The 22,654-nt window shown below is 36.0% G+C and carries 19 protein-coding genes; 4 read left to right on the top strand and 15 right to left on the bottom strand.

All coding sequences use genetic code 11. From position 1 onward, the window contains the following. Nucleotides 1-584: 584 nt before the first annotated feature. A complete protein-coding gene (locus ACQKNX_RS21335) occupies nucleotides 585-1,469 on the bottom strand; it encodes a radical SAM/SPASM domain-containing protein (protein WP_427430576.1) in 885 nt (294 codons plus the stop codon). A gap of 209 nt (nucleotides 1,470-1,678) precedes the next feature. On the opposite strand from ACQKNX_RS21335, the gene ACQKNX_RS21330 reads away from it, so the two are divergent. Then, nucleotides 1,679-2,113 carry a hypothetical protein gene (locus ACQKNX_RS21330; RefSeq protein ID WP_427430575.1) on the top strand — a complete coding sequence of 145 codons (435 nt, stop codon included), beginning with the start codon at nucleotides 1,679-1,681 and terminating at the stop codon, nucleotides 2,111-2,113. A gap of 69 nt (nucleotides 2,114-2,182) precedes the next feature. Here ACQKNX_RS21330 and ACQKNX_RS21325 read toward each other — a convergent pair whose 3' ends face one another. From ACQKNX_RS21325 to ACQKNX_RS21315, 3 genes are all read right to left on the bottom strand, one after another. After that, a complete protein-coding gene (locus ACQKNX_RS21325; RefSeq protein ID WP_427430574.1) occupies nucleotides 2,183-3,583 on the bottom strand; it encodes a SpoVR family protein in 1,401 nt (466 codons plus the stop codon). A gap of 49 nt (nucleotides 3,584-3,632) precedes the next feature. Beyond that, nucleotides 3,633-4,799, bottom strand: coding sequence for a sporulation protein YhbH (gene yhbH / locus ACQKNX_RS21320; protein ID WP_340822275.1), 1,167 nt, complete (start codon nucleotides 4,797-4,799; stop codon nucleotides 3,633-3,635). Nucleotides 4,800-4,965: 166 nt separating this feature from the next. After that, a complete protein-coding gene (locus ACQKNX_RS21315) occupies nucleotides 4,966-6,861 on the bottom strand; it encodes a PrkA family serine protein kinase (protein WP_427430638.1) in 1,896 nt (631 codons plus the stop codon). A gap of 201 nt (nucleotides 6,862-7,062) precedes the next feature. Here ACQKNX_RS21315 and ACQKNX_RS21310 point away from each other — a divergent pair, with 201 nt between their 5' ends. After that, the gene (locus ACQKNX_RS21310; protein WP_402765557.1) at nucleotides 7,063-8,058 is read left to right on the top strand and encodes a M23 family metallopeptidase; all 996 of its coding nucleotides are present in this window, start codon (nucleotides 7,063-7,065) and stop codon (nucleotides 8,056-8,058) included. 359 nt (nucleotides 8,059-8,417) lie between these two features. Further along, complete coding sequence (locus ACQKNX_RS21305; RefSeq protein WP_427430573.1) at nucleotides 8,418-10,112, top strand: methyl-accepting chemotaxis protein; 1,695 nt, start codon at nucleotides 8,418-8,420, stop codon at nucleotides 10,110-10,112. A gap of 43 nt (nucleotides 10,113-10,155) precedes the next feature. Here ACQKNX_RS21305 and ACQKNX_RS21300 read toward each other — a convergent pair whose 3' ends face one another. The 3 genes from ACQKNX_RS21300 to ACQKNX_RS21290 form a co-directional block, all read right to left on the bottom strand. Further along, nucleotides 10,156-10,851, bottom strand: coding sequence for a hypothetical protein (locus tag ACQKNX_RS21300; protein ID WP_427430572.1), 696 nt, complete (start codon nucleotides 10,849-10,851; stop codon nucleotides 10,156-10,158). A gap of 194 nt (nucleotides 10,852-11,045) precedes the next feature. Continuing rightward, entirely contained in the window at nucleotides 11,046-11,240 is a 195-nt protein-coding gene (locus ACQKNX_RS21295; protein WP_401021872.1) for a hypothetical protein, read from the bottom strand. A gap of 153 nt (nucleotides 11,241-11,393) precedes the next feature. After that, a complete protein-coding gene (locus ACQKNX_RS21290) occupies nucleotides 11,394-11,894 on the bottom strand; it encodes a DUF1456 family protein (RefSeq protein WP_427430571.1) in 501 nt (166 codons plus the stop codon). A gap of 192 nt (nucleotides 11,895-12,086) precedes the next feature. Between ACQKNX_RS21290 and ACQKNX_RS21285 the strand changes: the two genes are divergently transcribed. Next, nucleotides 12,087-12,287, top strand: coding sequence for an alpha/beta-type small acid-soluble spore protein (locus ACQKNX_RS21285; protein ID WP_173479617.1), 201 nt, complete (start codon nucleotides 12,087-12,089; stop codon nucleotides 12,285-12,287). A gap of 423 nt (nucleotides 12,288-12,710) precedes the next feature. Here ACQKNX_RS21285 and ACQKNX_RS21280 read toward each other — a convergent pair whose 3' ends face one another. The 8 genes from ACQKNX_RS21280 to ACQKNX_RS21245 form a co-directional block, all read right to left on the bottom strand. Continuing rightward, on the bottom strand, nucleotides 12,711-13,952 hold the full coding sequence (locus ACQKNX_RS21280; protein ID WP_427430570.1) for an MFS transporter: 1,242 nt from the start codon (nucleotides 13,950-13,952) through the stop codon (nucleotides 12,711-12,713). A 62-nt stretch (nucleotides 13,953-14,014) separates the two neighbouring features. Further along, on the bottom strand, nucleotides 14,015-14,836 hold the full coding sequence (nikE, locus tag ACQKNX_RS21275; RefSeq protein ID WP_427430569.1) for a nickel import ATP-binding protein NikE: 822 nt from the start codon (nucleotides 14,834-14,836) through the stop codon (nucleotides 14,015-14,017). Nucleotides 14,837-14,868: 32 nt separating this feature from the next. Continuing rightward, on the bottom strand, nucleotides 14,869-15,687 hold the full coding sequence (nikD, locus tag ACQKNX_RS21270; protein ID WP_427430568.1) for a nickel import ATP-binding protein NikD: 819 nt from the start codon (nucleotides 15,685-15,687) through the stop codon (nucleotides 14,869-14,871). A gap of 15 nt (nucleotides 15,688-15,702) precedes the next feature. Continuing rightward, complete coding sequence (gene nikC, locus ACQKNX_RS21265) at nucleotides 15,703-16,536, bottom strand: nickel ABC transporter permease subunit NikC (protein WP_427430567.1); 834 nt, start codon at nucleotides 16,534-16,536, stop codon at nucleotides 15,703-15,705. Then, complete coding sequence (gene nikB, locus ACQKNX_RS21260; protein WP_427430566.1) at nucleotides 16,533-17,477, bottom strand: nickel ABC transporter permease subunit NikB; 945 nt, start codon at nucleotides 17,475-17,477, stop codon at nucleotides 16,533-16,535. The genes nikC and nikB overlap by 4 nt, the downstream gene beginning before the upstream one ends. A 17-nt stretch (nucleotides 17,478-17,494) precedes the next feature. Next, entirely contained in the window at nucleotides 17,495-19,126 is a 1,632-nt protein-coding gene (gene nikA, locus ACQKNX_RS21255; RefSeq protein ID WP_427430565.1) for a nickel ABC transporter substrate-binding protein, read from the bottom strand. A gap of 130 nt (nucleotides 19,127-19,256) precedes the next feature. After that, nucleotides 19,257-20,231 (bottom strand): tRNA dihydrouridine synthase, encoded by a 975-nt coding sequence (locus tag ACQKNX_RS21250; RefSeq protein ID WP_427430637.1) that lies wholly within the window; start codon nucleotides 20,229-20,231, stop codon nucleotides 19,257-19,259. A 425-nt stretch (nucleotides 20,232-20,656) separates the two neighbouring features. Beyond that, complete coding sequence (locus ACQKNX_RS21245) at nucleotides 20,657-22,603, bottom strand: LTA synthase family protein (RefSeq protein WP_427430563.1); 1,947 nt, start codon at nucleotides 22,601-22,603, stop codon at nucleotides 20,657-20,659. Between the last annotated feature and the right edge of the window lie 51 nt (nucleotides 22,604-22,654).

Raw genomic sequence — 22,654 nt, 5'->3', positions numbered from 1 at the left:
TACGTGTGGGGTCTTAAGTCTCACGCTTATCCCGCAGGAGTCGAGCAACCCTCCACTACAATCCATAGTCTAGTATCTGCTAGCCATTTCATTTATAAAGTGAAGATTTTTAATGCAATTGAAAAGAGCAATGTGAAGATTGCCCTGCAACTTTCTAAAATGCATATAAAGTTGATTGAAGCGAAGTGGATTTTTCCGTTTTAGGAGCTATTCTTATGCCATGGGGCTATGTGGCGTGCCAGTCACCCATACAATTTCTATGCTTTGCATTCTAAACTAACAAAGGAAAAATCCACGTAGACTCCTGCGGGAACGCACACAGCGTAAGACGCAACAAGCCGCGCGTTAGCGAGGGTTGCGGCTTACGTGTGTACCCGCGGAAAGCGCAGTGGATTTTTCCGTTTTAGGAACTACTACTCTTATGCCATGGGGCTATACGGTGTGCCAGTCACTCATACTATTTCTATGCTTTGCATTCTAAACTAACAAAGGAAAAATCCACCCGCAGAAAGCGACCGTCCGCCACGGATATCGACGGTCACAACAAGATTAGTGCAGTCAAAGTAACACTTTTCTCTTTTACCCTATTCGCCATCCATACCGAATTTTTGTCGGTAGCCACATTTTCTACATAACTCTTCGACCGCTTCTCGTCTTGAAAAACCATCAACTAAATTATTGGCACGCTCGCCTTCTACAATTTCACTAAAGGACTGCTCATGTACATTCCCCAAATTGATAACACCTTCTCCATCAAGACAACATGGCACAACTGTACCATCTACAAGAATGGCTGCTTGGCTGCGTAACGCATGACAAAAGCCTTTGCCTTCATCCTCTGGTGCAAGCAAGCTTGGCCATCTAAATTCATGATCTTGATTTAAATAAACATTGTTCGCAATTTTTACGCCCTTGCCTGGCTGAACTTTTTCCTCAATGCGAAAATCGAGATTATATTCATTTTCTAAAATTTCTAATGTCTCACGGTTTCTTCTAGCAGCAAGATCTGAAAAATGATCCTGCTGTAAATTCCACAGGCGATACGAAATTATTGTGTTAAATTCTTTTGCTTCGCGGACAAAATCTAAAATATCCCCTAAATATTTCTCACGATTTTCAGAGCCCTCATGGCCATCAAAGCTGTGTAATGAAAAATTAATTTGGCGTAGTGCCGGCTTGCCCAATATCTTTTCACGATTCTTTTTAATAAGTGTGCCGTTCGTAGTAATATTCACCTTAAAGCCCTTGTCATGTGCCGCATCTAATAGCTGATTAATACGCGGATGCAAAAGTGGTTCACCTTTAACATGCAAGTAAATGTATTTAGTATGAGGTCGTATTTCATCAAGTATTTTATTAAACTGTTCTACCTTGATAAGCCCTTTTGCACGCTCAGTTGGCGGGCAGAAACTACAAGCTAAATTACATACGCTTGTTATTTCTATATAAACCTTTTTAAATGTTTTCAACGTTTAGTCACCGTTCCAGTTCCATAGATATTCATATAATCTTATTCATTTTAACAAATTTTCGTTACGTCGCGCAGAAATTCATTACTAATAACTAATGCTTTATATAATATCTTCAATATTTCCGAAATGTATAAGGCTACACGTACAAGTGGACCCCTAAAAAATTAATACTTTAATAATAATACTTAAAGAAAGGGGTGAAAACTATGACAGGTTATAATAATGCCTCTAGAAATAATCACTCTGAGGAGCCTGAAAGAGATAAAGAAGCGAAAAATAATATTACTATAAATATCACTTTTAATATTGGCAACACAGAGAACCATTTTGAGCAAAGAGCTGAAGGTGGCGGTCAAATCAATAAAGATGTTGGTACAAATGCCAACCAAGGCGGACAAAATGCGCTCAATCATAGCCAAACAAGAAATCTTAATTCTAAATTCGCTGACGGTAATGGCAGAAGTGGAATTGCCGGAGATAATAATGATGAAGCTGGTGGACAACAAGGTATAAAAGTCCGTGATAGTTTAGTCATTGATAGTGATATACATTCGACTTCTAATCAATCACAAGACGTTGAAGAAGAATTACAAGATTCAGCAATTGAAGAGCATCCTTCTAACATTGAAAACAATGAATAAAGTCATCTCAATAAAAAAGTAAAACTTCTATCTGTAGGGTTTTTCAGCCTACCTGATAGAAGTTTTACTTTAGACAGAGCGCTTATAATTTTTTGTACCATCATACGAATAAAGCATCGGTTTTCCCTCAACAAATGTCTCTAAATGCACAGGACGCCCCCATAATTGATAAATATACGGCAATACATTTTCTAAATAATGTGGATCTAGCTCCATTCCCTCATAACCATGCACTAAATATAGCTCTCCATTTCGTAAATAATCACCGTTTTTCACAAAGATATATGGGAACCCTCCATTCACGCGCATCGATACAAGCTGATCACGAACCATTTCATGATCTTTGTCTGTAATGCGATATTCATTACCCTTTTTCTGGAATAAATATAGATCCTCTTGCTTTGCTAAATCCTTTGTTAAATAGTTGCGAATAAAGGAAATATCCGATTCAATTTCACGCACCTCAAACATCTTTTCACGTCCGCTATTTGGTAGTACCCCTAATCTTAGCATCTCTTCACTTGGATTATTATAGCGTTTTTCAATATCCTCAAATATTTTCAAGCCCAAATAATAAGGATTGATTGATGTTTTTGATGGCTGCACAACACCAGCGTTTAATTTGGCATATTCAATCGTCTCCGCTGTTGTTAAATTGAGTTCACGCATGATGCGCTGATGCCAAAAGGAAGCCCAACCTTCATTCATTATTTTCGTTTCTAATTGTGGCCAAAAATATAGCATTTCCTCACGCATCATTGTTAAAATATCACGCTGCCATCCTTCTAGTTCACGACTATGCTCCTCAATAAAAAGTAATAAATCCTTTTCTGGTTTGATTGGAAACTGTTTCATTTTTCTACGTACTGACCTTTGCTCTTTTTCCTTATTATCTAAATTCCAAAGGTCATCATACGGCGATCTAGCAGTAATAATGTCTTCTTCATCCTGCTCTTCATCTTCTGATGACAGCTTTGGTCTTAATAAAGAAGGATCGATATGTTCTTGAATAGCTAATATCGCATCTAAAAACTGTTCTACCTCTTCCTTACCATATTCCCTTTCATAGCCCGCAATCCGTTCTGCAGTTGCTGTCATACTCTCTACCATATCTCGTCTTGTATTAGAAAATCGTACATTGTTTTTAAAAAAGTCACAATGTGCTAATACATGCGCAATAATTAGCTTGTTTTGTGTGAGTGAATTCGTATCAAGTAAAAATGCATAGCACGGATTTGAGTTAATAACAAGCTCATAAATTTGACTTAGCCCTAAATCATATTGCAGCTTCATCTTATGAAATTGCTTTCCAAAGCTCCAGTGGGAAAAACGCGTAGGCATACCATATGCGCCAAATGTATAAATAATATCTGCAGGACATATTTCATAACGCATTGGGAAAAAATCTAAACCAAACCCTGTTGCAATTTCTGTTATTTCATCAATCGCACGGTGAAGCTCCTTCTCCATTTTTCAACCTCCTCCTCTGGAAAAATGAATGCTTCGCACCTTCCTAATTTTAATTTTCATTTTGCAACTCATGTTTTTGGAAAAAGCTCTTTAAGGCATCATAGACATCGCCTTTTTTCTTTAAAATATGATACCTAAACTTTGGATCATCAATTTTTTTATACGTATACATTAATGTCGAAAAACGATTATGTTGATTGACTTCGCCATATCCAAACATGCTTGAGACGTCCATTAATTCATTAACTAGCTTTAAACATTTTTCATTATCCATTGAAATGTTTTCACCATCTGAAAAATGCACAGGATAAATGTTATAACGACTAGGATTATACTTCTCACGAATCAACTCTAACGCTTTAATATACGCAGACGAACAGATCGTTCCGCCACTTTCCCCTTTTGTGAAAAACTCTTCCTCTGTCACTACTTTCGCCTCTGTATGATGTGCTATAAATTCAATTTCAACTGTTTCATATTTCGAACGTAAAAATCTCGTCATCCAAAAGAAGAAACTTCTAGCACAATATTTTTCAAAAGCACCCATAGAACCACTTGTATCCATCATTGCAAGGACTACAGCCTTTGATTCAGGCTTCTCCACTTCATCCCATGTTTTAAAGCGTAAATCATCATTATGGATTGGTGTAATTTGCGCTTTTCCTTCCATGGCATTGCGTTTCAGCGCATTCAATATTGTGCGCTTCTTATCCACATTACCCATAAGCCCTTTTTTCCTTATATCATTAAATTCAATTTTTTCGGTTTTAATATCTGCTTTTTCTTTTTGCTGTAAATTAGGAAGTTCCAGCTCTTTAAATAACACACTTTGAATTTCTTCCATACTTACTTCTGCTTCATAATAATCTTGACCAGGCTTGTCACCGGCTTCTTTCCCATTGCCCTGTTGATTGCTCTTGCTACCGTCACGCGCGACAACATCCCCTACGCTACTATCACCTTGTCCTTGACCTACATGCTTAGAATTATCATAATTGTATCGAATTTTATATTCATCGAGGGAGCGTATAGGTATTTTAATTACCTCACGACCATTTGACATGACAATACTTTCCTCACTAACTAAATCGGGTAAATTATTTTTAATTGCATCTTTTACCTTTTCCATATGACGTTGCTGGTCTTGGTGCCCTTTACGATGGAGGGACCAATTTTCCTGAGAGATGACAAAACCCTTATTTTCGTTTTCAGTCATTTTTATCCTCACCCATCTATCAAATTCGCTTTTTCTATACTATGCTAGTGATCCGCTTTATTGAACTTTTTTAGAGAAATAAAAGGAGTGCCCTAAAATTGGGACACTCCTATTACGTCTATCAATTACGCTTTTTGCATAATTGTGGCTGCCACCAAAATGAAAATTAACGATTCAGTAAGCTTCCTACATATTGTAATAACTCATTAGCTGACGTTGTATTATAGCCATGTTCATCGACAAGTCTTGCTACAACTTCATTAATCTTCTTCAACTGTGACTCATCAGGCATTTTGGAAGAAGTCGTAATTTTCACGACATCTTTTAAATCAGCAAATAATTTCTTTTGAATCGCTTCTCGCAATCTTTCGTGAGAATTGTAGTCAAACCGCTTTCCATTTCTAGCGTAGGCCGAAATACGAATTAAGATCTCCTCACGGAATGCCTTTTTCGCATTTTCAGAAATACCAATTTGTTCTTCAATGGAGCGCATTAATTTTTCATCTGGATTCATTTCTTCACCAGTCAAACGGTCGAAAATTTTATTTTTATTACAAAATGCCTCTACATTATCGAGGTAATTATTCATTAACGTTTTTGCAGATTCCTCGTACGAATAAACAAACGCTTTTTGCACTTCATTTTTGGCAATATCATCATACTCTCTTCTAGCCACAGCTATATAGTTCATATATTTTTCTCGATCTTCCTGCGATATAGAAGCATGCTGATCAAGACCATCCTTCAGCGCTCGCAAAACATCCAATGCATTAATCGATGGAATTTCTTTTCGAATAATAGCTGAAGAAATACGATTTATAATATACCGTGGATCAATACCGTTCATGCCTTCGTTAGGAAACTCTTTTTTAAGCTCCTCTAAGTCAACGGAATTAAATCCCTCCACATTTTCTCCGTCGTACAAGCGCATTTTCTTTATAAGATCCACACCTTGTTTTTTCGGAACTTCCAGCCTTGTTAAGACCGAAAAGATTGCTGCGGCCTTCAATGCATGTGGCGCAATATGCACATGGGACATATCACTTTCATTAATCATTTTTTCATAAATCAGTTCTTCTTGGCTCACCTTTAAATTATAAGGAATTGGCATTACAATAATTCGCGAATGTAATGCTTCGTTCTTTTTATTAGAAATGAAGGAACGGTATTCAGTTTCATTAGTATGGGCTACGATTAACTCATCCGCACTAATTAAGGCAAATCTTCCTGCCTTAAAATTCCCTTCCTGTGTCAGTGACAACAAATTCCATAAAAACTTTTCATCTAATTTCAGCATTTCTTGGAATTCCATCATCCCTCGGTTTGCCTTGTTTAACTCTCCATCAAAGCGATAAGCACGAGGGTCTGACTCTGAGCCAAATACGCCAATTGTCGAGAAATCAATGCTACCCGTCAAATCCGCTATATCTTGAGATTTTGGATCAGAAGGTGTGAAGGTTCCTATCCCCACACGTTTGTCTTCAGAAAAAGTTATACGTTCAATGATGACATTCTCAATTCGTCCATCGTATTCTTTTTCAAGGCGCATCGTATTTAAAGGCGATAAGCTGCCCTCAATTCGTATTCCATACTCTTCAAAAAAGTCATTACGTAAATGATGTGGAATTAAATGCAGGGGATCCTCATGCATTGGACATCCTTTAATTGCATAAACTGCTCCCTCTTCCATACGCGAGAACTGTTCAAGTCCACGCTTTAACAAGGTCACGATCGTTGATTTTCCTCCACTTACTGGCCCCATCAATAACAAAATTCGTTTTCTAACATCTAACCTTCTCGCTGCTGGATGGAAATATTCCTCCACCAGTCTTTCAATTGCTGACTCAAGCCCAAAAATTTCTTGCCCGAAAAATTGATACATTTTTTGCCCATCGCGTTCCTCTACTCCAGCGCTTTTAATCATATTGTAGACGCGAGAATGGGCTGTTTGAGCAACTTCAGGTCTTTCCTTCAGAATGCTTAGATAATCTGCAAATGTACCTTCCCACTTCAGTCGATTTTCTTCTTCGCGATAGCTTTTCACTTTATCTAAAATGTTGATAGCCTTCCCTCCATTCAGGGCTTGATTTATAACATAGTATGAAGTTAAAGACATTATGATACCCATTACTTTTTCTTTGATTAAGTTTCTTCTTATTGTTCCTTTTTTTTCTTGCTACAAAAAAGGCATTTACTGTATGTAAAGCGGACTTATGAAATATAAAATTTCGGTTATTCTAATCTGTAGAAAGGAGGTTCAATTTTGAGTCGTCATTTTATTTTCCTTCTGACATGTATGCTAGTGTGGAGTTATTTCTTTCCAACAGTTACTTTGGCAAATGAAGGACCTAGTAATGAAGAAATTTTACAACAACGCATGTCTTATTATGTTCAATACGATGAATTACTGATTCCATGGCACTTCTTAGCAGCAATCGACCAATATGAGCGCAATCTCCAATCTGTTCGCAAAGATATTCCTAAGCGAGATGGCTACATTGCTATTCAATTTTCTGATGAATATTGGTCAGGCGCATTAAATCCTGTCAAGGAAGATACGATACCCGAAACAATCAGTTACTTCGGTGGAATGGGACTTGATGGCAATAATGATGGGATCGCTAGTCCTAAAGATGATGTAGATGTTATATATTCCATGGCAAGCTATTTAAGTAAATTTGGTTCTACAGATGAGGACTTCAAACTGGCTTTATGGGAATACTACAAAAGTGAAGAAGCTGTCAATCAAATCGTAACAATTTCTACTTTGTATAAACATTTTAAAACAACTGAGCTTGATGCTCATACATTCCCTATTCCAACTCGCTACAATTACAGCTTTAGAGGTACTTGGGGTGACAACAGAGGCTGGGGCGGTAGGCGCATCCATGAAGGCACAGACATATTTGCCAGCTATGGGACGCCTATACTTTCCACTTCCTATGGTGTAGTCGAAATAAAAGGCTGGAACCAATTTGGTGGATGGCGAATTGGAATTCGAGATAATCATAATTCTTATCATTATTATGCCCATCTTGGTAGCTATAATAAGGACATTAAAGTTGGAGATGTTGTAGAGCCAGGAACAATACTCGGCTATGTCGGTAGCTCTGGCTATGGGAAAGAAGGAACTTCAGGAAAATTCCCACCACATCTTCATTATGGAATATATAAATTTAATGGTCGAACAGAATGGGCATTTGATCCATACCCATCCCTTTTACAATGGGAGCGTCAGGCCAAAAAGGATAAGCAATAGTGAACTTGCAAAGGGCAATTTTTAGCGTTTATAGACCTTTATACACAGCGTAAGCAGAGACATAAAGCAAGCCCCACATGAAAACCATGTGGAGAGGCTTGTTTTTTTAATATAACTTTTTGATTCGTGTGCAACGATGTAGGAAATTGATAATCTATCACTTTCTAAAAATGACATTAACATAGGTAAATAGATACACATCTTTTGCAATCTAACAAAAATATAAGAAAATTGTAAATTAATTATGCCAAAAAACCTTTTTTAGTATTTTCAACAAAAAAATTCTACTTTTCTTATGAAATAGTAATAAAATAAAAAGATAGGACTTGTTCTATAGAAAAAGCTAAAGGATGGGAAAAATGAACCATTTATTTCAGTTTAAATCGATCAAAGCGCGCATTTTAAGTAGATTTATAATTTTATTAGTATTATTTGTGTGTTTTACTACTTATACTTATTTTTCGAATACAAACATGGAGAAGCAAGCAACAGGACTTGTTAAGGAAGATTTAGTTGTTTTAGAAGCAAGTAAAAATCTATCTATGTCTATTAGTGTACGATTATCTGCAGCCTTAAGTTATGTTGTAACGGGCGATGAAAAATACATAGATACTTTTAATGAGTACCGTCAAATTGCTGAGGATAATAACCGTATTGTGGAGCAATATGAAAAAACGGCTGAACGTGAAAAGCTGGTAGAGAAAGCTCGTGAATGGAGCAACCGTGTTAATAGTGACGTATTTGAAGTATATAAAAAGGGCGATAAACAATTAGCATTAGAAAATTTAACATCCATTAATCAACTCGTAGATGAAGTTCGTGATGGCTATGAAGAAGTAGCTAATAAACGTGCTGAATCGATTACGCAAGTCGGCAATGATGTCGTTTCAACAAGTTCAAACAATAAATCCATTGGGTCCACTGTAAGTCTCATCTTAATTGTTGCAGGCATACTTTTAGCGATTTTTACAGCAAGTCGAATTTCTAAACCAATTACGATTGTTTCAAATCGTATGAGAGAATTAGCTGATGGGAATTTGCGTCATGATAAGTTTTCAGTAACAAACCAAGATGAAATTGGGCAATTAATGCTTTCTGCCAATGACCTGAATGAGAAATTAAAGGATACTATAAGCTCGATTCATAATGTTTCAGAAACGGTCGCTGCTAGCAGCGAGGAATTAGCGCAATCTGCCAATGAAGTTCAGACAGGTACAGAACAAATTTCTTATACTATGCAAGAGCTTGCTACGGGAACTGAAACACAAGCATCTACAGCTAGTGATTTAGCAGAAACTATGACAACTTTCCAACGCAACATTCATGAAACAACGCAAGAAGGAATGGAGTTAAAAGAACATTCGGGGCATGTACATGATTTAACTACGTCAGGTAAAACATTAATGGTGCAATCAACAAAACAAATGGCAACTATTAATGACATTGTATTGGATTCTGTGAAAAAGGTAGAAGGCTTAAACGAGCAGTCTGCTGAAATTTCAAAGCTCGTTTCAGTAATTGATGAGATTTCAAACCAAACGAATTTACTTGCTTTAAATGCTGCAATTGAAGCGGCACGTGCAGGTGAGCATGGCAAAGGCTTTGCGGTTGTTGCCGATGAGGTACGTAAGCTTGCCGAACAAGTGCAATTCTCTGTTTCTGATATTTCGACAATTGTTCACCGCATTCAAAACGAAACAGGAAGTGTAACAAATTCACTACAATCTGGCTATGAGGAAGTAAGAAAAGGTACTGCACAATTAGATCAAACGAATAATACTTTCGATCAAATTTCTCAAGCTATTGAAGATATGAATGACAATATTAATGTCATTTCAACTAACCTAACAAAAATTTCTCAACACTCTGAAATGATTAATGGTTCTATTGATGAAATGGCCTCTATTTCACAAGAGTCTGCTGCAGGTGTAGAGCAAACAACTGCAACTGTCGAAGAAACAGCCGCGACAATGGATGAGATTTCAAAGAGTGCAAATCAACTTGCAGAAATGGCTGAAGAGCTAAACACACAATTACAAAAATTTACTTTATAACCATATAACAAGCTATCCGAAATGTTTTTCGAGATAGCTTTTTTTACTGCCACCGTCGAATTGGCACTCTTTCAAGCTCATAACGCTTTATAATAATACTGATTTTTTGATACCATTGCTCACATAACTCCATTGCCTCTATATATGAATCTTCTTCTTTGGAAATCGCATCCTCTTGTTCTAAAAAGGCATATTCAATAATTGGAGCAGTAATATTATCTACCACCATCTTTATAGCTAAATGTGAAACCTCCTCCATTTCCTCATCATCTTCTTCCTCAATCTCATCTTCTTCTCCTAAAGAACTTCCGTCTTCTTCTAGTAATGATTCACTAAATAGTCCATTACTAGTTCTGGCAATGATATGACCGTCCTCAACAATCGCTACTTCATAAATTTCATTAAAATGGACTTCCTTCTTTGTTAACTCAGCTTCCCAATCTTCTTTAACAGCCACTAATAATGTTTTTGTATGCTCATTGAGCAATAATGCTTGTAAACCATCACTGGCGATTGTGCCATGTGTATGCGGGATATTATTTAACTCCTCTTCACTTGCTCTTTTTAGCTCTGTCATTATTTTATAAGTATGATATTTCCATTTAATATAACGAATGACCCCAACAGTAATTAAAGCAATTCCAATTAAAAAATACGCTTTCTTAATTAGTATGGTTTCCATTGCATTTGCTAAAAACAAATAAATTGTACCTAACAATAATAGAAAGACTGTTTTCATTATTATCCCACCTTCAAAATAAATAATAGATAGGAAAAATACATCTATATACTAGAAATCTTATTCAGTAATCTCTCTTTTCATTCTTCATTTGAATAGCTGGCCACTACAAAAAAGCAGCGACAACGTTTTTTAAGACGTGTCGCTGCTCAACTATTAATAAACACTTACCCCTAAATGTTTATTGTATAAAATCATGCAAATTGTGTTACGAGTAACACAGATGGAATAAAGGATAAAGCAAAAACAAACATATACCATACTGAAGTACGGCGTAATGAAAAACGAACTTTTTTGTGTTCTGCATAAAAAATATCTAACATGATTGCTACTATTAATGGAATACTAATGCAAGAAACAACAATTAAAATAAGATCAAAAAATATCATAAAAGCACCCCTCTGTTCATGAACATTTCTTTTCCCTTTTGTGACAACATTGTGTCAATTCAAGTGTACACAATTTCGTCACATATTGCAATGGTCAAAAGAAAAAAATGGTACTTTTACAATATATTTTTTAATTAAGTAATGATTGTTGTTTTAGTCTCTATATTTATATGTTAAACCTTTTAAAAAATTCCTTACGAATCGATCACCGCATTCTTTGTAGTTACGATGGCTTGGATTTCTTAAGATTGCACCGAGTTCGCCTTTCGATACTGACACGCCACCTTCAGCTAAAAGCTCAAGCATATCCTCAGTTGTTAAAGCTAGTGCAATTTTCACTTTTTTCATCAACATATTATTTGAGCTTTCATTCCCTGTCACTGGTGGGGGTCCTTCTTGTTGACCTTGTGTTGATTGTTGCGGGCCTCGTTTAAATGTAATTAAACCATTTAGAAATGCCTCTAACATTTTGTTATTACATTTGATGTAATTCTCTGGGATATTTTCTTCATCTTCATCTTTAATTTTTATTAGCATATTTAAAACATCTTCTTTTGAATATTTCATGCCACCTAGCTTAAAGATTTCCACCATATCCGTATTTTTAATATCTAGTGCATATCGTAAACGAATTAAAATATCATTATTCGTCATATCAAAACCTCCTGTATCTTCTAGCTAAACTATAATTTTAAGAGCCAGGATTTATTATAACAGAGTAAATTGCATTTTTAGCTAGCTTTCCTGTTATTCCTAACTATAGTATATAGGTTGCACATTTCCTTCTTTTTAAATGTATGAAAAACAAGCTCGCGACCATTCTAATATCACAAGGAGGTGAGAAAAATGGCTAACAACAATCGTAGTTCTAATAAGCTTCAAGTGCCTGGTGTACAAGAAGCTGTCAATCAAATGAAATATGAAATCGCTCAAGAATTCGGCGTACAACTAGGGCCAGATGCTTCTTCTCGCGCAAACGGTTCAGTTGGTGGAGAAATTACAAAACGACTAGTAGAAATGGCTGAAAAAAGAGCAAAAGGTTACTAAATATAAAAAAGTGCCAGTCACTAAAACAATTCTGAATTGTTTTAGTGACTGGCACTGAAATTACTTCTTCTTCGCTCCATTAATCATGACAATAATGAAGACTAATAAAAGAATAAGTAATCCACCTATAATTACGTATCCGACCATACTAGTTATACCCAAAACGTTGTTGCTCCTTCCCATACGTAAAGTGGAACAAAATCTTTCCGATAATAATGAAATTGTTAAAATCCCACTTTAGTTTACCTATTTAAAATAACCTTCTACTTCTATTTCTTCAACTAAACTGCTCTATTACTATAATAAATTTAAGCACTACAACTTTATTTTTATTCACATTAATTTCATTTTTCCCGATAATCGCGAAATATAATCTTCTACTTATGCTTATGGAAGAAGATTTCACTTTTGAAGCTCTGTTTCTCAACGCTTTTCTTGAAAGAACAACACGCCAAACAAACCAATGATGGAGAAGATAACTGGGGCAAAAAAACCATAGTAGTAGCCATCGCCTAAATTACCTGTAGTAGATTGAAAATAATCCAATAAATATCCGAAAATAATCGGTAATAAGACAGCACTTAGAAAACCACCTGTATTCGCAAACCCTGAAACTACCCCAGCTTCATTTAGCGGGAATGATTGTCGTACAGCAGCAAAAGTTAAAGCACTTGCACCGTATCCAAAGCCAATAATAAAAAATAGTATCATTAATAAGATTAAAGATGGATGCCCATTGAAGAAAAGGAACGAACACCAACCGAGTAAGACGATCATATGAACGGCAATATATGGTCCTTTTATTGTTTCTAACCTACTTGAAATCCAACTAGTTAAAGGAGCTCCAATAAGTGCCCCAATAAGACCTACCATTATGAATTGACTTGCATCCGAACGTGTCATGTCATACATATTCGTCCCATATGGTACTGCCCAAGAACTAATAAATCCCACATAGCCTCCTACTACACCAAAATGACAAAAGAATAGAGCCCACGCTTGGGGATGTGAAAATATTCTTTTCACTAAGACGAATGGTTTTTCGCGTTGTCCTTCTGCTGTGACAACTACTTGCTCATCCTTAAACAGTGTTTTCGGCTTTTTTACAAGGACAAAATAAAGAACAACACCGCAAAAACATAATAATAACCCCGCTGAAAAAAATGCCGCTCTCCAACCAAGTAAATCTATCCATTCGGAAAAAGGGACTGTTGCCAATAAAAAACCAAGACTCCCTGTCATACCTGCTATGCCAATTAACCGAACAAATTCCTTTCGATAAAACCATTGAGCTAAAATGAGCACCATATTAACCCATATGGTCGCATCCCCTACCCCAGTAAGTATTCTTGAAAAGAACAGCACGAATTCATGTGTACCCAAACTATAAATGATTGTGCCTAAACCTGTAAGCGTCGCACCAATAATTAAGAAAAAATTCGGACCGTAACGATCAGCCAAGATCCCCATTGGAATTTGCAAACTTGTGTATACAAAAAATTGTATACTCGTTAACAAACCAATTGTTGCTGCTGTGACATGAAAATCCCGCATCAATTGCTCTGTAATTAATCCTGGAGCTGTACGCTGACTCGCCATTAACAAATAAGTAAATAATACAACAACAAATACAATCCATCTGTATTTGCTATTTTGTTTGTCCATTAATATCTACTCCTATTGGCTTTTACTAAAATATATGAAAAAGTGCCAGTCACTAAAACAATTCAGAATTGTTTTAGTGACTGGCATCTTTGTTGTGGATGCTCAGGCAACATAGAACCTATCATTTTCTTTACAACAGGATGTTCTGATGCAAAAAATTGCCTTTTTGAATTGTATAAATCGACTAATTCTCCTCTTTCTATTACACCTAATGTATCACTAATCGCACAGGCTGCTTTAATATCATGTGTAATAAAAAAATAAGATAATCCGAAGTCTTTTTTTAGCTCTCTTAATAACCCTAAAATAAGGGTTTGATTCACCATATCTAGACTACTAACAGATTCGTCTAAAACAATTAGCTTTGGCTTAAGTGAAATTGCCCTTGCTATATTGATACGTTGCAATTGGCCACCACTAAATTGATGCGGATATTTTTTCAAATCCTTTTCACTGAGCCCTACCCTTTCCAACAATTCAATAACAACTCGCCTTTGTTCAGCTATCGTCAGCTTTTCATAATTTTCTAGTGGTTCTGCAATAATACGTTCGGCAGTCATTCGAGGGTTAACGGACGAGTAAGAATCTTGAAAAACAGCTTGCAAATTACGGCGAATTTTTTGACGAGTATGCCTATCTACTGTATAAATATCATGCCCTTGAAACAGAACTTGCCCATACTGCGGTCGTTCCAAACCAAGAATCACTTTTCCTAACGTGCTTTTACCAGCTCCACTCGTACCGAGTATTCCTAAGCAGTTTCCTTCTTCAATAGCAAGAGAAATACTAGAAAGCACTTTTTTAGGAGGATTGTGCCTTTTGAAAAAGCTTCGGAATCCAAATCCGTAGCTATGATTTACTTCATTAACTTGCAATAAACTCATTTGTTCACCCCCGCTAACATGACTATCATCACTCAATTTATATATTCTTCTATGTGTAATATTGAACGTGCATTTAATAACCTTTTCGTATAGTCAGACTGTGGCTCATTAAATAATTGAAAGACATCAGCATGTTCGACTATTTTGCCGTTTTGCATAACTACTACTTCATCAGCCATTTCTGAAATGACACCTAAATCATGAGAAATTAATAAAATGGCTGAGCCATATTCAGAACGAATTTGATCTAAGTGATGTAACACCTTCTTCTGATTGTTTACATCAAGTGCAGTTGTTGGTTCATCTGCAATAATAACAGCTGGGTGTAAGCATGCTGCAGTAGCAATCATAACCCTCTGAAGCATGCCGCCACTTAATTGAAAAGGATACTGTTTTAAAAGATTAACTGGATTAGGTAAATTCACATGTTGCAAAGCCTCTATGGCAAGCTCTCTAGCTTGTTTTTTATTCCACTGTGTATGAGAGCGTATTGTTTCTATCAGTTGGTGTCCTATCGTAAAAACAGGTGTAAAAGCATTCATCGGATTTTGCATAATAAACGCTATATCCTTACCACGTATTTTTCGCATTTCTTTCTCAGTTAAGCCATTCAACTCTCTTCCTTGTAGTGCTACGCTACCAACAGTAGTTGTTGTCTTCTTATCCAAAAGTTGAAGAATAGACATACTAGTAATCGTTTTACCGCTTCCACTTTCCCCAACAAGTCCAAGTATCCTCCCACGATTTAATTCAAAATTAATATCTCGAACGAGGATAGCATCGCCATTTTGGCTTTTAATTTTGACATATAAATTTTTAACATCTAATACCTTCCTCTGTTCAATTTCCAATCTTCTCATCCCTTTTTAAAATCTTCGTTTAATACCGTAACGTTCTGCTAAAGCTTCACCTAATAGATTGAAAGTAATAATCACAAGCATAATGCTCAAGCCTGGATAAAGCATTAATTCTGGGTTTGTCCGAATATATGCTTTCCCTTCATGAATCATCGCCCCCCATTCTGGTATAGGGGGTTGTACCCCAAAGCCTAAGAACGACAGTGCTGATATATCGATGATAGCCCAGCCGATTTCTAATGTACCAATTACCACAAGGGGTGGGAGAACATTAGGAATAATATGCTTTTTAATTATTTTTCGTTGTGAAGAGCCACTAATTTTCGCAGCGGCAATAAAGTTCTGCTCCTTCAGACTAAGAACCATGCCTCGGAATATTCTGGCGTAATAAACCCATTGCACAAGCATTAGTGCTAAAATAACTTGTGGAAGTCCTGGCCCGAATATGCCAACTAAACCAAGAATAAGAATCAGATTCGGAAATGCCAAAATACCATCGCATAATCTCATCAATATATAATCGATCCATCCACCTTTATATCCCGAAATGGTTCCTACAATTAAACCAATAACTAATGAAGAAATAAAAATAAGCATAGCAAAGCCCAATGAAATGCGAGCGCCATATAGTATCCGTGACAAGTTACATCTTCCTAAATGGTCTGTCCCTAATGGAAACTGCCAAGATGGTGACTGTAGCTTATATGCTAAATTAACAGCAACAGGATCATTTGGTGCTATCCAAGGAGCAAAGATTGCGATGACAAAAAGAATAGCTAAAATGATTGAACAAATGGTAATCGCTTTCTGATGTTTCAACAATGTACGTATTCTTATTCTCATTGAAGACGCCCTTCTTTCCTTGAAATACGGGGGTCGATATACATTTGAATAAGGTCTACGATTAAATTGCTAAAAATAAATAAACAAGCTGCAATTAACACATAGCACTGAATGATAGGTATATCACGATTTAAGATAGCTTCAATAAAATAGCGACCAAACCCAGGCCAAGAAAAGACCGTTTCAACGATAATTGCTCCCGTTAGAAGTTTTCCAAGGTTTATCCCTAGTCCAGTAATCATTGGAGAGATCGCAATCCTTAAAACATGCTTCGCCATAATGATTGTTTCTTTTATTCCCCTTGTCCGGGCAAATAGTACATAAGGCTCCTGTAAATTTTCTAACACACTTGCACGCAACAACCTTGTATACGTAGCCACTAAAGGGACAGCTAATGTAATGGAGGGCAGGACAAGATGCTGCCATGTCCCAGTTCCCTCCACTGGAAATAGATTAAGTTTGACAGAAAAGAAAAAAATCAATATATATCCTAGCCAAAAAGAAGGAATCGATGCTCCCATATACGAGAGTAAGCGACTAATATAATCAATCACGCTGTTTTTCTTTACACCGGCTAAGAACCCAAGAGGAACACTGAACACCACCGCTATTAATAAACTCCCTAAAGCTAGCTGGATAGTGGAAGGTATTTTGGATGTTACCTCGTCCCAAACAGGATTATTCGAAACATAAGAGTTACCAAAATCAAGCTGAATTATTTTAATAATAGAGTTTATATACTGTTTTAAAAATGGTTGATCTAAACCAAATTCTTGTCTTTTTTGAGCTAATATTTCATCTGTTGGTTGAATATGAGCCGCTGCTAAATACGCCTCAGCTGGGTCCACCGGCGAAAGGTGGATCATTCCAGATGTAAGAAGTGTAGCCAAAAGAAAAACTGGAATAATCGACGTAATTCTTTTTAGTATATAAGTACCCATCAAATCCCCCTAGCTCACTATTTAATGCTAATTCCTGTGAATGGGTGCTCGTCTCGATTAGCAGGGAATGTGAAGTCAGAGACGTTCTTTTGATAGACCGCTGTCTGGCTTAAATATGAAATAGGAACAAGAGCTCCTTGATCTTGTAGAGATGATAATATAGATTCGTATAATTGTTGACGCTCTTTTTCATCTGTAGTTTTAGGAACTTCTGTCATTTGTTTAAGCAATTCATCTTTGTTCGGATAAGCAGATATTGCTTCACTAAATCCAAAACCTTCTGTTGCTACAATATTAATAAATGTATGTGGATCATAAGGAGCACCATAGTTACTAAAGAAATTAATAGCAAAATTATTATCTTTGAATCTTTGAATTTGTTCTGCCAATTCTAGCGGAACAATATTCAATTTCACACCAATAGCAGCCCATTCTGATTGTAGCGTTTCCGCCATTACTTTTTGGATAGTTTCAGCCGAATTGTACATTATTTCTACTTCAAGCTGTTGTCCATCTTTTTCACGAATTGTTTTCCCCTCTGGAAGTATCCAGCCTGCTTCATCTAATAAAGACTTTGCCTTTTCGACATCATATTGAATCGACTTCACTTCAATTTTGGATGTATACGGGAAATTTGTTGATAAAATACGATCTGCTACTTTTTCTAAACCTGAGGAAATGCCTTCGACCATTAATTCTTTATTAAACCCATAATGTAAAGCTAGGCGAACACGCTCATCAGACAGTTGCTCTACCTTTGTATTCATCACCAGTAATCTCGTTGCAACTGGCTCTGAAATACTAGTATTATATTTTCCAGTCGATTGTAATTGTAAGAAGGAATCTAAACTAATAACCCCTTCACCGAAAATTAAATCTACCTCACCTTTTTCAAAGGCAAGTACCCTTGTTTCCGTATCAGGAATGACTTTCACCATTATTTTCTCCACTTTTGGCTTTTCACCCCAATAATTGTCGTTCCGTTTGTACACTGCATACTCATCAACCTTATGTTCATCCAAAATCCAAGGACCAGTACCTATTGCTTGCTCGACACCTTTTGAAGTATCGGAATCTTTAGGGAATCCAGCCTCACCTAAAAAGCGTACAGGTCGAACTACGGCTAATTCCTGGATTGTCGGATAATACGGCTCGGTTAATGTTATTTGAAACGTATTTTCGTCCTTTACGTCCGTACGCTCTATTTTAGAAAGAAAACCCAACCAACTATGTAATTGGAGATTGTTCATGATCGTATCAAAATTCTTTTTCACAATTTCTGCGTTAAAACTTGATCCATCAGAAAACTTTACGTCTTTACGAAGATGAAATGTATAAACTTTTCCATCATCAGAAACTTCCCACGACTCGGCAAGATGCGGTTTTAACTCACCACCGCTTTGATAGATTACTAATGGTTCGTAAACCATCGACTGAGCAAATAATTGTGTTGGATTATAAACATGCGGATTCATTTCACCTACATCTCTTGGCCAAGCCATCGTAAGTATATTTTTTACTTCTTCGCTCTCACCCGTTGTAGGTGTAGTCTCCTCATTAGCTTTTGTACAACCAAACAATACTGTTGATAGCAACAAAATAAACAAAGATGTTAAAAAAACTCCCGATTTATTCATTGCACAAAGCATTATTATTACCTCCTCTTTGATATTGATAATCATTATCAATTATATATTAAAAACTTGATTTTTTTTTGTCAAGAAAAAAAGTGCCAGTCACTCAAACAATTCAAAATTGTTTGAGTGACTGGCACACATCTTATTCAAATCTATCTAGCAATGCACGTACTTCATCTGTTGTCTTTGTATTCATCAATTGATTTCTTAACTCACCTGCTCCGCGGAATCCTTTAACATAAATTTTGAAGAAGCGATGAAGTGCTGTAACTGAACGTGGTAATTCCTCTGCATATTTATCCTGAAGATCAAGCTGTAATCTTAAAAGATCTAAATATTCTTTACTAGTATGTTCTTTCGGCTCTTTTTCAAAGGCAAAAGGATTTTTAAAAATACCTCGACCAATCATAACCCCATCAACACCATATTGTTCAACAAGCTTCATGCCAGATTCACGATCAGCAATGTCCCCATTAATTGTTATCAGTGTATTAGGTGCAATTTCATCTCGTAATTTCTTAATATCCGGAATTAGCTCCCAGTGTGCTTCTACTTGGCTCATTTCCTTTCTCGTACGTAGGTGGATAGAAAGGTTTGCGATATCCTGCTTTAAAATATGTGTTAGCCATTCTTTCCACTCATCTACTTCAGTGTAACCAAGTCTTGTTTTAACACTTACAGGCAAACCGCCCGCTTTAGCTGCTTGGATTAGCTCCGCAGCAACTTCTGGACGTAAAATTAGACCGCTCCCCTTTCCTCTCGTTGCCACATTCGGTACAGGACAGCCCATGTTAATATCTATGCCTTTAAAGCCTAGCTCTGCCATTCCAACACTCATTTGACGGAAATATTCAGGATTGTCTCCCCATATATGTGCAACCATTGGCTGTTCATCTTCAGTGAAAAGTAGACGCCCTCGCACACTTTTCTGTCCCTCTGGGTGACAGTAGCTATCCGAGTTTGTAAACTCCGTGAAAAATACATCTGGTCTACCTGCTTTACTTACGACATGACGAAAAACAACATCTGTCACATCTTCCATTGGTGCAAGTACAAAAAACGGTCGCGGTAAATCCCGCCAAAAATTATCTGTCATCTCTACTTCAAATCCTCTCATGATGGGATACATTAGTAAATTCTGCTCCCTAAAATGCTTCTACTTCTTACACGTTTGTGCCATGTTTAATACCTAAATCGTGCCCGAACAAAGGGCAAAATGTTAGGTTTAAGTAGTTAAGTCATTATTATAGTATAACCTAGCTTTTTTAATTTATCTTCACACAGTTGCATCTTTAACTAGATTTTCATATTGATTTATTTTTGAAACTAAGAAATAAAAGCAGATGGCCAATTAGAAATGCATGTTTGCACTTTTAAACCGTCTGCTTTTTATGCTTTCACGAAAATTAAAATAGGAATAGTCCCGTGTGTATTCATACTAAAAAGGGCAATTCAAGTAGACGGGAAGATATTCTAAAGCAGTCTTATTATCAACGCTTTAATATCCAACACATCTTCTTGAACTGCCCTCTTAACTAGTAATTATTTAGATTCTACACTCTCATCTTTGCTGTAGTTATACTTAGAAGGATCTACGGGCGTGAATCCTGTTGGCGTATAAAATCTTAATAAGTCACCATTCACTACTTTGTCAGACAACCCTAACTTAAAGTCTACTTCTTTTTTCATAGCTTTCGCTGACTCTAATTGACTATCATCTAATAGTAAACCTGTTTTGTTATCGTAATATTTTTCATTAATTGAATAAATCGAAGGACTAACAAAGTCACCATTTCTAAATGGTACAATTTCATTGTGCTCTTCTGATAATAAATCTGAACCGAATTGAACATAGTTTTGCGTTTCAATTCCTAGTAAATGTAATAACGTTGGAAGAAGGTCTGTTTGACCACCATAAGTATGGTTAGTTTCACCTTGCATTCCTGGGACATGGATGAATAGTGGTACGCGTTGTAAATTAGCACTTTCATATGGTGTAATTTCTTTACCCATAACTTGTTCCATCGCTACATTATGATTATCTGAAATACCATAATGGTCCCCATAAAGAACAATCATCGTATTATCGTATAAGCCTGATTCTTTTAATTGATTGAACATTTGCTCGATTGCTTCATCTGCATAACGTGCAGTTTGGAAATAATTATCTACACTTGCATCTCCAGTAGTAGCTTTATCAATTGTTACTAAGTCTTGATTCATTTTATATGGATAGTGATTCCCTACCGTAATTAACTTTGTATAAAACGGTTGTGGTAACGAACTTAAAAGACTTTGAGATTGTTCAAAGAATGGTTTATCTAATAAACCATATTCAGCCATGTTATCTGAAGAGGCTGTGTCATAATAACTTGCATCATAAAACTTGTCAAATCCAAATGATTTATAAACGACATTTCGGTTCCAGAAGCTTCCGTTATTGCCGTGGAAGACAGCAGAAGTATAACCATAATTTTTTAAAATACTTGGTGCTGCTTGGTACGTATTTTGTGCTTTCGTAATATAAGCAGAACCTTGTGGTAATCCGAATAAAGAGTTTTCTAACATAAATTCTGCATCAGATGTTTTACCTTGTCCTGTTTGATGGAAGAAGTTGTCAAAGTACATTGTATTTTTATCTTTTGCTAATGAATTTAAAAATGGCGTAACTTCTTCACCATTTAATTTATAATCAATAAGGAAGTTTTGGAATGATTCTAAATGTAAATAGACAACATTCATTCCTTTTGCCGTACCAAAATATTTTGGATTAGGGTTGGCATAGTTAGATTTTGTATAGTTAATTACTTCTGTAATATCACTACTATCCGCCAATGCTCTCTCTGAAGATGCTTTCATCGTTTCTACTGTGTCATAAATAGTATAGTTATACATTCCTAGATATTTCACAATATAGTTTCTATCAAAACCTCGAGATAAAAGTTGCGGACGACTAGTTTCAGCTAATCCTAAATTTACGATTGATATTGCTAAGGCAAAAGCAATAATTGCAAATGCTTTTTTATATCCAAAACGATTTGTTTCTTTTTCTATTTTTCTAGAGAAACGTAGGTATATCAAGAAAAATACATCGACAAAGAACAAAATATCATAAGGTTTTAATAAAGATAGAATACTACCACCTAAATCGCCAAAGTTCTGTGTTTGGAAAATTGTCGGTAATGTAATGAAATCACTAAAGAATCTGTAATATACAACATTCGCGTATAAAAGAATAGACATAAGCGTGTAAATTACAACGAGTGATGTATATTTTTTCTTTCCTTTAAATAAAAATGAGAACCCTAGGAATAGCATTGCTGAACCTAGTGGATTTAATAGTAAAAGGAAATGTTGAAGTGCTCCTTCTACACCTAAATCAAATTGTGCTGTTTGAGCGATGTATGTTTTAATCCATAACATTAAAACAGCTAATATATAAATCCCTAAAAATTTGTTTAATAAGTTTTTACTTACTAGATTTTTCATTTTTGCACCTACCTATTACTTATTTAAAAATATATCTAGATTAGATTATAA

The organism is Lysinibacillus sp. NPDC093712 (assembly GCF_050280025.1).
GTDB lineage: Bacteria > Bacillota > Bacilli > Bacillales_A > Planococcaceae > Lysinibacillus.
This window is presented reverse-complemented; position numbering and strand designations above follow the sequence as displayed.